General features: G+C 61.2%; 11 protein-coding genes. 8 read left to right on the forward strand and 3 right to left on the reverse strand.

Annotated elements, in window-relative coordinates:
• The first annotated feature begins 91 nt into the window (after positions 1 to 91).
• Positions 92 to 1,780 (forward strand): M23 family metallopeptidase, encoded by a 1,689-nt coding sequence (locus PB2503_RS08800; protein WP_013300894.1) that lies wholly within the window; start codon positions 92 to 94, stop codon positions 1,778 to 1,780.
• 191 nt (positions 1,781 to 1,971) lie between these two features.
• Positions 1,972 to 2,598: a histidine phosphotransferase family protein gene (locus tag PB2503_RS08805; protein WP_013300895.1), complete on the forward strand. Its 627-nt coding sequence runs from the start codon at positions 1,972 to 1,974 to the stop codon at positions 2,596 to 2,598.
• Here the strand turns inward: PB2503_RS08805 and PB2503_RS08810 are convergent.
• Together PB2503_RS08810 and PB2503_RS08815 are read right to left on the reverse strand one after the other, a co-directional pair.
• The gene (locus PB2503_RS08810; RefSeq protein ID WP_013300896.1) at positions 2,579 to 3,094 is read right to left on the reverse strand and encodes a CinA family protein; all 516 of its coding nucleotides are present in this window, start codon (positions 3,092 to 3,094) and stop codon (positions 2,579 to 2,581) included. The genes PB2503_RS08805 and PB2503_RS08810 overlap by 20 nt on opposite strands.
• A complete protein-coding gene (locus PB2503_RS08815; protein WP_041534963.1) occupies positions 3,091 to 4,260 on the reverse strand; it encodes a bifunctional 2-C-methyl-D-erythritol 4-phosphate cytidylyltransferase/2-C-methyl-D-erythritol 2,4-cyclodiphosphate synthase in 1,170 nt (389 codons plus the stop codon). The genes PB2503_RS08810 and PB2503_RS08815 overlap by 4 nt, the downstream gene beginning before the upstream one ends.
• Positions 4,261 to 4,389: 129 nt before the next feature.
• Here PB2503_RS08815 and PB2503_RS08820 point away from each other — a divergent pair, with 129 nt between their 5' ends.
• Entirely contained in the window at positions 4,390 to 5,568 is a 1,179-nt protein-coding gene (locus PB2503_RS08820; RefSeq protein WP_013300898.1) for a hypothetical protein, read from the forward strand.
• Between the two features lie 67 nt (positions 5,569 to 5,635).
• Complete coding sequence (locus PB2503_RS08825) at positions 5,636 to 7,003, forward strand: MATE family efflux transporter (RefSeq protein ID WP_013300899.1); 1,368 nt, start codon at positions 5,636 to 5,638, stop codon at positions 7,001 to 7,003.
• A gap of 8 nt (positions 7,004 to 7,011) precedes the next feature.
• Here PB2503_RS08825 and PB2503_RS08830 read toward each other — a convergent pair whose 3' ends face one another.
• A complete protein-coding gene (locus PB2503_RS08830) occupies positions 7,012 to 7,392 on the reverse strand; it encodes a VOC family protein (protein ID WP_013300900.1) in 381 nt (126 codons plus the stop codon).
• Positions 7,393 to 7,552: 160 nt separating this feature from the next.
• Between PB2503_RS08830 and PB2503_RS08835 the strand changes: the two genes are divergently transcribed.
• The 4 genes from PB2503_RS08835 (at position 7,553) to rpoB (ending at position 13,986) form a co-directional block, all read left to right on the forward strand.
• Positions 7,553 to 8,203, forward strand: coding sequence for a YqaA family protein (locus PB2503_RS08835; protein ID WP_013300901.1), 651 nt, complete (start codon positions 7,553 to 7,555; stop codon positions 8,201 to 8,203).
• Positions 8,204 to 8,541: 338 nt separating this feature from the next.
• A complete protein-coding gene (gene rplJ / locus PB2503_RS08840) occupies positions 8,542 to 9,066 on the forward strand; it encodes a 50S ribosomal protein L10 (RefSeq protein ID WP_013300903.1) in 525 nt (174 codons plus the stop codon).
• A 45-nt stretch (positions 9,067 to 9,111) separates the two neighbouring features.
• Complete coding sequence (rplL, locus tag PB2503_RS08845; RefSeq protein ID WP_013300904.1) at positions 9,112 to 9,495, forward strand: 50S ribosomal protein L7/L12; 384 nt, start codon at positions 9,112 to 9,114, stop codon at positions 9,493 to 9,495.
• Positions 9,496 to 9,900: 405 nt separating this feature from the next.
• Positions 9,901 to 13,986 carry a DNA-directed RNA polymerase subunit beta gene (gene rpoB / locus PB2503_RS08850; protein WP_013300906.1) on the forward strand — a complete coding sequence of 1,362 codons (4,086 nt, stop codon included), beginning with the start codon at positions 9,901 to 9,903 and terminating at the stop codon, positions 13,984 to 13,986.
• Positions 13,987 to 14,033: the final 47 nt, after the last annotated feature.

Consider the following 14,033-nt stretch of genomic DNA (forward strand, 5'->3'; position numbering starts at 1 on the left):
ATTTGGCGTTTTCGCCACGCCACAAGTGCGCTTTAATGAATTGGCAAGGTTTTGCATCCGCTGCAGGGCGGATGATTCGGGGATGGGGTTAATGCGTGATCATGGGCCCATGGGGCCTATCGTTCTCATGGCTATGGTGATCGGCGGTATCGCGGTCTTGACCGTCGCCGGTGGGGGCCTCTGGTCGATGGCATCGGGGTCAGGAGGCGCCGATGCTGTACGGGCCGAGGATCTTCCCCTTCCCGCCGCCTCCAGCAGATCCGCGCAGCTGTCCCTCGATCTTACCTCACCACTGTGGGAGTGGGGGGCGGCGCCGCGCGTTCGCCCTGACCCTGTACGTCTGACCTTTGGGGCGTCACGCGACGCCGCCGTCTCTCCGTCGTTGGCGCTCTCCACTGAGCGGTCTGTCCCCGCGCCAGGGCCCATCCTGGAACCGGTTGTGCGACCGCGATTGAAACCGATCTATCGGGGCGACGATATACCCGTGGTCAAGGCCATCGACCGGCGCGCCGCCCAACTCGCCCCGAGCGATGTGCTGGCCTTTGCGTCCGGCGACGATTTTACCGGCGGACGCGAGGCGCTGTTTGCGCAATATCAGCAGGATAAAGCGGAGGAGCGGCGCGAGCGGGGGTATATGACCCTCGCGCTCAATCGCGGCGAAACCCTGAGCCAGACCTTAGAGAGCCTCGGCGGCGACCCCGATGATATCGACGCTCTTCTCACCGCCGTGGCTGAGGTTGCCGATCCCAAACGGATAGAGGCGGGGACCGCCATTGATTACGCTCTTGAACCTGTCCTGCGTCAGGGGCTCGACGCGCAGCCGCAAACGGCGCCGATCTATGACGTCAAATTGACCCGGCTCAGATGGCGGCCCGATGACAATCACCTTGTAACCGCGTGGCGGCGGTCGGACGGGTCCTATACAGCGCGACATGAAAAGATTGATTTCGCCCGGCGCTATGCGGCGGCGGCCGGGGTGATCTCTCACTCCCTCTTCACCGCTGGCAGCCGGGCGTCCGTCCCGAACGAGGTCATGCAGCGCTTTGCGAACCTCTATCTCTACGATGTCGATTTTGCGCGAGACATCTATCGCGGCGACCGCTTCGAGGTGGTCTATGAAGTCTTCTACGATGACCATGGCCAGTATGTCGGGTCGGGGGAAATCGTGTTTGCGGCGATGACCTGGCGGGGGGGCAGCGGACAGCGCGCCTTTTATCGGTTCGAGGCCGCCGGAGACGAGGATCTCCCTTATTACGACTCAAAGGGGGAGAGCGGGGCGCGCCTGCTCATGAAAACCCCCATCGAAGGGGCGCGGGTGACCTCGAGTTTCGGACGTCGTCGGCATCCGGTTCTTGGATATACCAAGACCCATAAAGGGGTCGATTTCGGGGCCCCTTCCGGTACCCCGATCATGGCGGCCGGGGATGGGGTGATCGAGCGGGCGGCAATGACCGGCAGCTTTGGCAATTATGTGAAAATCAAGCATCAAAAGGGGTTTGCGACCGCCTACGCCCATCTCAAAGGGTATGGCCCCGGGATCAAGACAGGGGCGCGGGTACGGCAGGGCGACATTATCGGCTATGTCGGGACTACCGGTCGATCGACGGGGCCTCATCTCCATTATGAGGTCCTGAAAGACGGGCAAGTGCAGAATCCGATGACCCTCAAAGTGACCGAAGGCCGGCGGTTGGAAGCCGCGCTGCAGGGCGATTTCGACAAGCGTCGCGATTTCGTCGATACGATCCGTGTGCGGCCCCTCACCGTCGCCTCCGCGAACTAGGGCCGTTTCACTTCAACCCGGTCATGAACCGTCTCTAGATCGTTTTTATCGCCTTCTCTTTATGCGAACCGGTGCCCACTTCGCTTGAAACGCTCTAGCCTCTTACCGCAACGCTTCTGTAACCCTCTTTCGCGAGACCCGTAATACCTCCTTTGGGTGTCGCCCCGGAGGTCCATCTACAGGGAGCCGCCATGACCGCGATAGAAGCCGAAGCCCTCCGCGTCAGTTCACTGATGTCCTCTCGCCTTTGTCACGACCTCGCCGGGGTCGTCGGGGCCATTAGCGCCGGTCTGGAGATGTCCGAAGACGAGGATCCGGAGATGGCGTCCCACGCCAAGCAAGTGGTGACCGAAAGTACCGATAAGGCGCTCGCCATCGTGAAGCTCGCACGCCTTGCCTACGGCTCGAGCGGCGGGTTTGAGGGCGATCTCGACATGAATGAGGCCCGCGAAGCGGCAAAGGGATTTTTCGCTCATGCCGAAGCGGAACTGGTTTGGGACCTTGAAGAGTATGCCGTCCCGAAATGGCAGGGCCGGGCAATGCTCAACGTCCTTATCGTGATGGAGCGCGCCGTGCCGCGCTCCCCCTCGACCGTGCGCCTGTCGAGGGTGAACGGCCATTTGACGGCGTCGGCCACAGGCAAAAAGGTCAAGGCGAAAGACCCATTGCTGGGGGCGTTTTCTGGCCAGTCGGATGACCTTGAGCCAAAGGAAATGCCCGCTTATCTGGCCTATCTGCTGGCCCAATCGGGGGGCGCGCGGTTCGACACGCACTTCGTTCTCGACGAAGAGCTGACCGTCACCCTTGTGGCGGACTAGAGAGGCGCGCCTGCAACGCGGTCATCAAAAGGCGAAGGGCGGTCCGTACCGTCTCGCGCCGGACATTGTGACGGTCCCTGCCGGCGAAGACCCGACGATGAACGATCGTTCCCCGGCGGTCGCTCACTCCAAAAAAGACAAGCCCCACGGGTTTCTCCGGCGACCCGCCGCCGGGACCCGCAATCCCTGTGACGGAGAGGGTCAGATCGGCCCCGGAAACCGATCGCGCGCCTCGCGCCATCGCCAAGGCCACGGGGGCGGAGACCGCGCCGTGCTGGGCGATAAGAGCGGCCGGTACGCCCAGGCACTGCACCTTGGCGTCGTTCGAATAGGTCACGAAACCGTGGGTAAAGACCGCCGAGGCACCGGCTATTTCCGTGAGGGCCCCGGCGATCAGCCCCCCGGTGCATGATTCCGCCGTCGCGATCTGGGTCTCTGTCTCAATGCCGAGAGCAATCAGCCGAGCGGCGAGATGCTGAAGACCGCGATCGGTCATGAGTCGCGCTCGACACTGAGGGTCACCACCGCCTGACAGGCAATGCCTTCCCGCCGCCCGGTAAAGCCAAGCCCCTCCGTCGTGGTGGCCTTCACCGAAATTCGGTCGCCCTCCAAGGAGAGAATATCAGCGATCCGTTCCCGCATGGCGTCGCGATGGGGCCCGATCTTCGGCGCTTCGGCGATGATGGTGAGATCCACATGCACGAGCGTTGCCCCCGCGGCCGCGACCTTCGCCATGGCGGCTTTTGCAAACAAGTCAGAGGGAGCGCCCCGCCATTTTTCGTCCGATGGCGGAAAGAACGTCCCAATATCCCCCAAGGCAAGTCCGCCAAAGATCGCATCGCAAAGGGCATGCAGGACGACATCCGCGTCGGAATGCCCTTTGAGCTTTGCGCTATGGGGGATCGTCACCCCGCCCAAGATCACCGCGTCCCCGGGTTCGAAGGCGTGAACATCGAAGCCAAATCCCGTGCGGGTCTCGCGGGTCGCCGCGATCAAACTCTCTGCCAAGGCAAAGTCTTCCTTATACGTGATTTTGAAATTTCTGGGGTCGTCGGGGATAAGGGCGACATGGATATTCTCCGCCTCCAGCAGCGCGGCATCGTCCGTCGCGGCATCCGGTTCGGCCGAGCGGTGGGCGTTCAAGATGGTCTCAAAGCGAAACCCTTGCGGTGTCGCCGCCCGCCACAATCCGTCTCTGGGGACGGTGGCGTCGATGCCCCCTGCCGTCGACTGACGTTTGAGGGTGTCGGCCACCGGCAGGGCCGCTATCGCCCCCTCGGCGTGATCGAGAGTCTCAAGCAGGGCCGTCAGTGTCTTGTGGCTGATAAACGGACGGGCGGCATCGTGGATCAGCACTTTTTGCGGGGCTTTCGCCGCTAAGGCTTCAAGGCCCGCCCGCACGGAGGCTTGACGGCTCCTCCCCCCCGTCACCGGCGGCAACAATTTCGGCACCCCGGCCGAGGCGTCGGCATAGGCCGCAAGGTCGGGCTCGCCGATCACGCAGAGGACGGCATCGATCTGCGGATGGGCGGCGATGGCCTCCAATGTCCGGCGAAGGATCGGCCGCCCGCCAAGGCAGGCATATTGTTTGGGAATATCGGTTTGCGCCCTGACGCCGCGTCCCCCGGCGACCACAATGGCTATTGTCTCATGTGTGCTCACCTCTTCCCTCTGCCAGAGGTCACCGCCCTTCGCCAGTGGGCCTTACGGAACAAATGTCAGGGAAAGGCTTTGTGACGGTACCCTCCGCGCCTATCTAGAAGGGGAGAGTGCAGGTCTTCAGGGGGAGTGATGCACGACGCCATCGAACGGGATACGGGCATTCTTGCCTTTATGATCGGCCTGATCCTCGCAGCCGGCCTTGCGGCTTTGTTGTTTTTGAGCGGTCAAAGCCTCGGGGGGCATCTTTGTGATGGCGTGTGCAGCGTGGCGACGCCGCTACGGGATGTCTTATCCGGCGATCTCCCAGGGGGCCACTCCTGGGGCCAAGGGCGCCTTACCTGGGTGGCGCTACCGGCCATCGGGCTCACGCTGCTTCTTGGGCTGGCGATCACATGGCGGCCCCGTGCCTATCTGTCGGCCTTTCTGTTCAGCGTCCTTCTCTTTTTGCTCGGCATGATCATGTCCGGCGTCTCTCCGGCCGCCCTTGACCCCAGGCTGGACCGCCAGGGGAAGGTCAGTGGGCAAGGGGAGGAGACCCAGCCCCCGCGGCCCCCCGCCGCGCCGCCGACCCCAAACGCGACCCCGGATCTGACGCCCTCGATTGTGACAACTGAAGCCCCGCCCGCCTGCGAGACCGGCAGTTTCTGGTCCGGCGATGAGTGCCTCAGCTGCTTTGTCGAGATTACCCAGCCGAAACCGGCGGCGGTGATCCTCTCTCCCTTACCCTTTGGCTCGGCATGGGAATATGCCGATGACAGTCACTTCGTTTCGTTGAGCGCCCCCGACGCCGAGCGTCCTCTCACTGACCTCGTGATTGAGGGCCAGGTCGCCTATGGCGGGCAGGCGGCCTGTGCGAGCCGGGCACTCTTGGTGATTGGGTCGGCCTCGAGTGATGGACCGGACGCCCGAAATATCGCCCGGGCAGCCCGTCGCGCCATCCGCCTCGGGGAAGAGGTGACGGCGCATTGCGCAGGATCCGTGCAATTGTTCAGCGCCACTATTGGGCAATCCGAAGCGGAAAAAGATACGGAAATAGATCGCGCGTTGACCGTCATCGCCATCGACACCCCCGATGGACAGCCTATTTCCGCGGAGATGATCGAGACTGAATTGAGTTACGCGATGGCTGATGGCAGCTTGGAGAGCCCGCTCCTGGCGCGGCTGTCGTATTTTCCAAGGGCTGAATGGCAATGGATGCAAGGGGCGAACGGTCCGCTGAGCCTCACCCCCCGCGCGCGACCTTTGGAAAAGGTCAAGCAGCGACGCGCTGGGGCGCCCGCTCAGTGTGGAGCAACCCCGCAATTGTGATCATTCATTCGGACGGGCGTTCAGATCGCTCGGTTTTTTTCCTTAAGGTCATCCGCCGGGGGCAGGCATGAGCGAGTCCCGTGGGCGGGTGGATAAGCGCAACCTGACCGAGGGGCCCGTCTGGCAGGCGTTGAGTTCCCTCGCCCTGCCGATGATCCTCGGCATTGTCGCGGTCATGTCGATCGAAATTGCCGATACCTATTTCGTCGGTCAGCTCGGCACGCTGCCCCTGGCCGCCATCAGCTTCACCTTTCCTGTCACCTTTTCCATGACCAGTCTCGCGATCGGCCTTGGGGCGGGGACGGCCAGCCTCGTTTCCCGGTCGATCGGGGCGGGGGATCGCGAGGCGGCGGCGCGACTTTCGACGGACGCGCTCTTCCTCGGATTGCTCTTGGTGTTGATTATCTCCGCCCTCGGTCTGTGGCTCAATCGCCCCCTCTATCGCCTCTTAGGGGCCGAGGGGGAGGTCTTGGACATGGCCACGGACTATATGCGGATCTGGTTTTTCTCCATGCCGCTCCTCGTTGTGCCGATGATCGCCAATGCCATCATTCGCGCGTCGGGGGATGCTTTCTGGCCCAGCCTCATTATGGTGGTCTCGGCGGTGGTGAATATAGCCGTCACCCCCGTTTTCGTGTTCGGTCTTGGGGCGATCCCGCGTCTTGAAATCGAAGGCGCGGCATGGGGGACGGCGGTGGCCCGTTTGGTCACCCTCGCGCTCAGTCTCTTCATCGTGATTTATCGTGAAAAGCTCGTCGTGCCGTCGCTTCCCTCACCAGGGCAGATCAAGAAAAGTTGGGGCCGGGTGATCAAAATTGGCCTGCCCGCCGCGATCGGGAATGCAACGAACCCTATCGGGATCGCGGTGACGACGGCTATCCTCGCCGGCTTTGGGGCGGCGGTGGTGGCCGGTTTCGGTACGTCGGTCCGTATTCAAAGCTTTTCGTGTATCCCGATGCTGGCATTGTCCGCATCGATCGGCCCCTTGGCCGGCCAGAATTGGGGCGCGGGGCGAAAGGACCGGGTGATTGAGGGCCTCACCTTGAGTTACAAATTGGCCTTTGCCTGGTCGGCGATCCTGGGCTTGCTTTTTTTGCTCATCGCGCCGGCGGTGGTATCTCTTTTCACGGATGATCCCACGGTCAAGGAAGAAGCGGTCCTCTATTTACGGATCATCCCCTTCACGCTCTGGGGGTATGGCGTCACCATTGTGGCTGCGGGGGCTTATAATGCCCTGGGGAAGGCCACCACCGGGCTCGGCTATTACGTGATCAGAACCGCGGTCTTTTATGTTCCCTTGTCCTATGGCGCGTCCTTACTCGCCGGATCCCGGGAAGTGTATGTCGGAATCGCCCTCGCCAATGTGCTGGCGGGGCTCGTGATCGGCTGGTTGTCCCTACGGTGGCTGTCCCGCCACAATCCTGAGACCGGGTGATCCTGCGCTCAGCCGATGGGTTTGGGGAGATGCTGATCGATCAGGATCGCGTTGCCGTCGGGATCGGTGAGGGTGACATGCCCAATCCCCGTGCCGTCCGGATCGGTGGTCTCGATCAGGGTCACGCCTTGCGCCTCTAATGCCGCCTGGAGGTCGCGAATATCGGTGAAATTGTCGAGCACCTGCTGATCGTTGGTCAAACCGGGATTAAAGGTCAGGATATTGCCCTCGAACATCCCTTCAAAGAGGCCGATGATCGTGGTGCCGTTGATCATGATGGCGTATTTCTCGTCGCCCCCGGTCCGTTCGAATCCTAGCTTTGCGTAGAACGCCTCGGAGGTCTTGAGATCCTTCACCGCAAGGCTCACCGAAAATGCGCCAAGGTCCATATCACGCTCCCGAATAGTCACTTTCTCCTCTGGCCTACCGATCGATGACGGGGGGCGACAACGGCGAGGTGCAGTTCGGCATTGGGGGGAACGGATGCCGGGGCGAGGCATTCTTATCCCATAAGGCCAAATTCAGCCGCGATGACGGAGGTTCAGACCGATGGTTGCCCGCCCAATCGAGCCCCCTGTCCAAGCCGGTAGGGGCGAGACCAGCAGAAAGAAAGATGGCTGGCGGCGTCGCCTGAAAGAGCGGATCGATCGCCGGCTAAAGGCGGGACAGGCCTTGCCGACGGCGGCGGTGATGGGCGTGTTCGAAGCCTCAATCGTGCCGGCGCCGATGGAGCCGCTGTTTCTTCCCATGATGGCCCATCGAAGGGCGCGGCCCTTCGCCATTGCAGGGGCTTTGACCTTAGGGAATATTATCGGGGCCCTGTTGATCTACGCCGTGGGGGTCTGGGCTAATCAGGCCCTGGTCGGTCAGATCGCCGCTTGGTTCGGCGGCGAGGCGGCATTGGAGCGCGGGCTCGATATCCTCAAGACCAGCGGTTTCTTCTGGTTGTTGGCGGTCGCCGTCACGCCTTTCCCCTTCCAAATCGGGCTGCTGGCGGCGGGGGCCGCTGGTATTGCGGTCCCTGTCGTGGTCGCCGCCGTCGCTATTGGGCGGGGGGCGCGCTTCCTGTTCTATGCCCTCTTGGTCAAGGCCATCGGCCATCGCGCGCGGGCGTGGCTGGAGCGACATGAAATGGGATTGTTTCTGGCGGGGATTGCGATGTTCGGCATCCTGATCCTGGCCGCTATCGTCGCGGGCTAAGCGCCCTTAGCCGAAAAGACGATCTGACCATGCGCGCCCTTGGGGGTTTACAAGCACGGCCTCATTCGCCATAGGCCCGGTTTCCGAGAGAGATCTCGGGCCTGTCCGTGACCGTTGGCAGAGGCCCTTTTTGAAAAGGGGTTTCCGTAAGACCCACGTAGATGAGGTTAGGACCGATAAGCCGGGATCCCCGTGATCTTGCGCTGCGGCCCTCGCGCATCCGGTCAGGCTTTCGTCATTATGGCGGAGGCTTTTTTTGTCTCCGCCCCCGATAATCGCCCCGTCAGGGGCGTCAGACCGGAACCGGCGCTTCGGCGCCCTGAGGAGTGAGGCCGCGAATGGCACTGACACGGGAACAGAAGGGCGATCAGGTCGCCTGGATTTCGACTGTCCTGAACGACAACGAGGTGCTTGTCGTCATCGAGAACAAGGGGCTCTCCGTTGCCCAAGTGTCCGATCTCCGCAGCAAGTTGCGTGAGGTGGGGGCGGGCATGAAGGTGGTGAAGAACCGCCTTGCGAAAATCGCCCTCGCCAAGGTCGATGGCGGCAATGACGTGGCCCCGCTCTTTGTCGGCCCGACCTTTATCGGCTATTCGGAAGACCCTGTCACGGCGCCCAAAGTGCTGGTGGAATGGGCTAAGAAAAGCGACAAGGTGGAGATTCGCGGCGGGCTCATGGCGGGCACCGCGCTCAATGCCGACGGCATCACCAATCTCTCCAAAATGCCGTCGCGTGAAGAGATCATCGCCCAGATTGCGGGCAGCCTCACGGCGCCGGCGGCCAACATTTCCGGGGCTATTGGCGCCCCCGCGGCGAACCTCGCTGCCTGCGTCAAAACCATCGCGGAAAAAGAAGACGCGTAATTTTCTCTCAACACCTGACCCAAACGATCGATTAGGAGCCCTCCCATGGCAGATATCAAAGCCCTCGCCGAACAAATCGTCGGCCTCACCCTCCTCGAAGCGAAAGAGCTTCAGGACCTTCTCAAAGACGAATACGGCATCGAGCCCGCCACCGGCGGCGGTGTCGTCATGGCCGGCCCGGTCGGCGGCGACGGCGGCGGCGATGCGGCCGAGGAGAAGACCGAATTCGATGTCATTCTGACCTCTGCCGGCGATAAGAAAATCAACGTCATCAAGGAAGTCCGCGGCATCACCGGCCTTGGCCTCAAGGAAGCCAAGGAATTGGTCGAAGGCGCGCCGAAGCCCGTCAAGGAAGGCGTGTCCAAGGACGAAGCCGAAGAGCTTAAGAAAAAGCTCGAAGAAGCCGGTGCCGGCGTCGAGCTGAAGTAAACACCCTCTCGTTTGGAGGTGGGGCCGCCGTCGGCGTTTCCGGCGGCGGCCTTTTCTTGTCTCGGATCGGGGAAAACCGATGGGGCCTTGAGGGGGGCGTCAAGCCCTGACCTCCGGTCGAAAATCGGATAAGGAATGGGAACGGTGCTGACGGCCGAGATTTGCGTCTTTTTCCTTAACGCCCCCCTTGCCAAGGGGGACGCCAAAGCGTATTGGCACAGCCCCCGGGGTCGGCCGCCCGGGCCAGGCTGGCACGTGCAAAATATTTTCGTAGCGAACACCTAAATTTTGGCGACGCGGTTGCCGCGCTCATCCACCGATTTGCGGATGTGAGAGCGCGGCGTTCGTATTGGCGCGCGGTGGTCCGTGTGAACCAATGACGTGTTGCGAGGGAAAGGACTGTAGATGGCGCAGAGCTTTGTCGAGAAGAAGCGAATTCGCAAACATTTCGGTCGGATCGGCGACGCCGTTGAGATGCCGAATCTGATCCAGGTCCAGCGGGAAAGCTACGAAGCCTTTCTTCAGCGCTTCGTTCCGGCGATGGACCGCCGTCGCGACGGGCTTGAGGCGGTGTTCAAATCGGTTTTCCCCATCTCCGATTTTACCGACACGGCTCGCCTGCAATATGTGTCCTACGAATTCGAAGAGCCGAAATTCGACGTCGACGAGTGCATGCAACGGGATATGACCTATTCCGCCCCCCTCAAGGTCAAGCTGCAATTGGCTGTCTTTGAGGTCGATGAAGATACCGAGGCCAAATCCCTCAAGGATATCAAAGAACAAGAAGTCTATATGGGCGAATTGCCCCTGATGACGGACAATGGGACGTTCATCATCAACGGCACCGAGCGGGTGATTGTCAGCCAGATGCACCGCAGCCCCGGGGTGTTCTTCGATCACGATAAAGGCAAGACCCATTCGTCCGGGAAATTGCTGTTTGCGGCGCGGATCATTCCCTATCGCGGCTCATGGCTCGATTTCGAGTTCGACCCAAAAGATATCATCAATGTACGGATCGACCGTCGTCGCAAACTGCCGGCGACGACCCTGCTTTATGGCCTTGGATACGACCAAGAAGATATCCTCGACTTATTCTATCACTCGGTGACCCATGATGCGGTCGAGGGGGGATTCTCCACGACCTTTGATCCTGAAAAGCTCAAGGGCACGAAGTCCGAGCGGGATCTGGTGGATGCCGCCACCGGCGAAGTAGCAGTCGAAGCCGGCAAGAAGATCACGGCCCGTACGATCAAGCAGCTTGAGGAGGGCGGCGTTAAACGCTTCCTTCTGAGCCCTGAGCAGATGGTTGGGCGGTATATCGCCAAGGACCTCGTCAATCGCGAGACCGGCGAGATTTATGCCGAAGCCGGGGACGAAATCGACGAGGATGTGCTGGCTGAGCTCGCTGAGCGGGGGATTGACAGCTTCGAGACCCTCGACATCGATCACATCAACACCGGCGGCTATATCCGCAACACATTGGCGGCGGATAAGAACCGTAATCGGGACATGGCGCTGATCGATATCTACCGCGTCATGCGTCCAGGTGAGCCGCCGACCCTTGAGACCGCCGAAGCGTTGTTCAGCGGCTTGTTCTTCGATGAGGAGCGCTACGACCTGTCGGCCGTGGGGCGGGTCAAGATGAATATGCGCCTGGGCTTTGAGGATGTCTCCGACGAGCAACGGACGCTGCGTCGTGAAGACATCATCGAGGTGTTGCGGGTCCTGGCCGGCCTTCGGGATGGCAAGGGCGAGATCGACGATATCGACAATCTCGGCAATCGCCGGGTGCGGAGTGTCGGCGAGTTGATGGAAAACCAGTATCGCATCGGTCTGTTGCGGATGGAGCGGGCGATCAAAGAACGCATGAGCTCGGTCGAAATCGACAACATCATGCCGAACGATCTGATCAATGCGAAACCGGCCGCCGCGGCGGTGCGCGAATTCTTCGGCTCCTCGCAGCTCAGTCAGTTCATGGACCAGACCAATCCGTTGTCCGAGATTACCCACAAGCGGCGTATGTCGGCGCTGGGGCCCGGAGGGCTGACTCGGGAACGCGCCGGGTTTGAGGTGCGCGACGTGCACCCCACCCATTATGGGCGGATTTGCCCCATCGAAACCCCCGAAGGACCGAATATCGGGCTCATCAACTCTCTCGCGACCCACGCCAAGGTCAACAAATACGGCTTTATCGAGAGCCCTTATCGTAAGGTCGAAAATGGGGTCCCCACGGATGAGGTGGTGTATCTCTCCGCCGTGGAGGAGAGCCGCTATAATATCGCCCAGGCGAATGCTGAAATCGACGAGGATGGGCGCCTGGCGAATGAGTTCGTCAACTGCCGGGCCGGGGCCCTTCGTGACGCCATGCTCGTGCCGCGGGAAGAGGTTGATTATATCGACGTCTCGCCGAAGCAGCTTGTCTCCGTCGCCGCGGCGCTCATTCCGTTCCTCGAAAACGATGACGCGAACCGCGCGCTGATGGGCTCGAACATGCAACGCCAGGCGGTGCCTCTCCTCCAGGCCGAGGCTCCCTATGTTGGGACCGGCATGGAAAAAGTCGTGGCTCGTGATTCAGGGGCGGCCATTGCGGCACGCCGTTCTGGTTTCGTTGAGCAGGTTGACGCACAGCGGATCGTCATTCGGGCCACCGAGGAGACCGACACCACCAAGCCTGGGGTCGATATCTATAATCTCCGCAAATTCCAGCGATCGAACCAGAATACCTGTATCACGCAGCGTCCGCTGGTGAAGATCGGTGATATTGTCGAGGCCGGGGACATCGTCGCCGATGGACCGTCGACTGACCTTGGTGAGCTGGCCCTCGGCAAGAATGTGCTGGTCGCCTTCATGCCCTGGAATGGCTATAATTTCGAAGATTCGATCCTGATCAGTGAGCGGATCGTGCGGGACGATGTCTTCACCTCGATCCACCTTGAGGAGTTTGAGATCGCCGCTCGGGACACCAAGCTGGGCCCTGAAGAGATCACCCGCGATATTCCGAACGTGTCGGAAGAAGCCCTCCGCAATCTCGATGAGGCGGGTATCGTTTCGATCGGGGCCGAGGTGCATCCGGGGGATATTCTGGTCGGGAAGATCACCCCGAAGGGCGAGAGCCCGATGACGCCGGAGGAGAAACTCCTGCGCGCGATCTTTGGGGAAAAAGCCGCCGATGTGCGTGACACGTCCCTCAAACTCCCCCCCGGCGTTGCCGGCACGGTGGTCGAGGTGCGGGTCTTTAACCGTCATGGCGTCGAGAAAGACGAGCGGGCGATCGCTATCGAGCGTGAAGAGATCGATCGCCTCGCAAAGGACCGTGACGACGAGCTGGCGATCCTTGAGCGGAATATTTTTGGCCGCCTTGAGGACATGCTGGTCGGCGCCGAGGCCGTGTCCATGCCGAAGGGCTTTGACAAGGGGACTGTCACCAAGGAGCAGCTCAAGGAAATGGGCCGCACACTTTGGTGGAAGATCGGCCTCGCCAATGAAGCGGCGATGGGCGAAATCGAAGGCCTGCGGAAGCAATATGATGAGAGCCGCGCCCGGCTCGAAGCGCGGTTTGAGGACAAGGTCGAAAAACTGCAGCGGGGGGATGAATTGCCCCCAGGCGTGATGAAGATGGTCAAGGTCTTCGTCGCGGTGAAGCGTAAGCTTCAGCCCGGCGATAAAATGGCCGGTCGGCACGGGAATAAAGGGGTCATCTCGAAGATCGCCCCGATGGAAGACATGCCATTTCTTGAAGACGGCACCCCGGTTGATATCGTGCTGAACCCCCTCGGCGTTCCCTCACGGATGAATGTCGGACAGATCCTCGAGACCCATTTGGGCTTTGCCTGCCGCGGCCTTGGTCGCCAGATCGGCGATGCCCTCGAATATTGGGAACGCGATGAGAGCAAAAAGGATGAGTACATCCAGGAGCTCAAGACCGTTTATGGCGATGATCAGGAACTGCCGACGGACGAATACGAGCTCAAGGAATTGGGCCGAAATCTCGTCCGCGGTGTGCCCATCGCCACCCCGGTGTTCGATGGCGCCCGGGAGGCGGAGATCATTGAGATGCTGCAAAAGGCGGGCTTTAACGAGTCCGGCCAGGTGGAGCTCTACGATGGGCGGACGGGGGACAAATTCGCCCGACCGGTGACCGTGGGATACAAATACCTTCTGAAGCTTCACCACCTGGTGGACGACAAGATCCACGCGCGGTCGATCGGGCCGTACTCCCTCGTCACCCAGCAGCCGCTGGGCGGGAAGGCGCAGTTCGGCGGCCAGCGCTTCGGTGAAATGGAAGTCTGGGCGCTTGAGGCCTATGGCGCCGCCTATACGCTGCAAGAAATGCTGACGGTGAAGTCCGATGACGTCGCCGGACGGACCAAGGTCTATGAGGCCATCGTTCGCGGGGATGACAGCTTTGAGGCGGGGATCCCGGAGAGCTTCAACGTTCTTGTGAAGGAAATGCGGTCGCTTGGCCTCAATGTGGAACTGCAAAATAGGTGAGGGCGCCCCGGCGCCCCGCCATGCCGCCCGCGACGGGGGGACGGCCT

The sequence above is a fragment of the Parvularcula bermudensis HTCC2503 genome (genome assembly GCF_000152825.2).
GTDB classification, from domain to species: Bacteria; Pseudomonadota; Alphaproteobacteria; order Caulobacterales; family Parvularculaceae; genus Parvularcula; species Parvularcula bermudensis.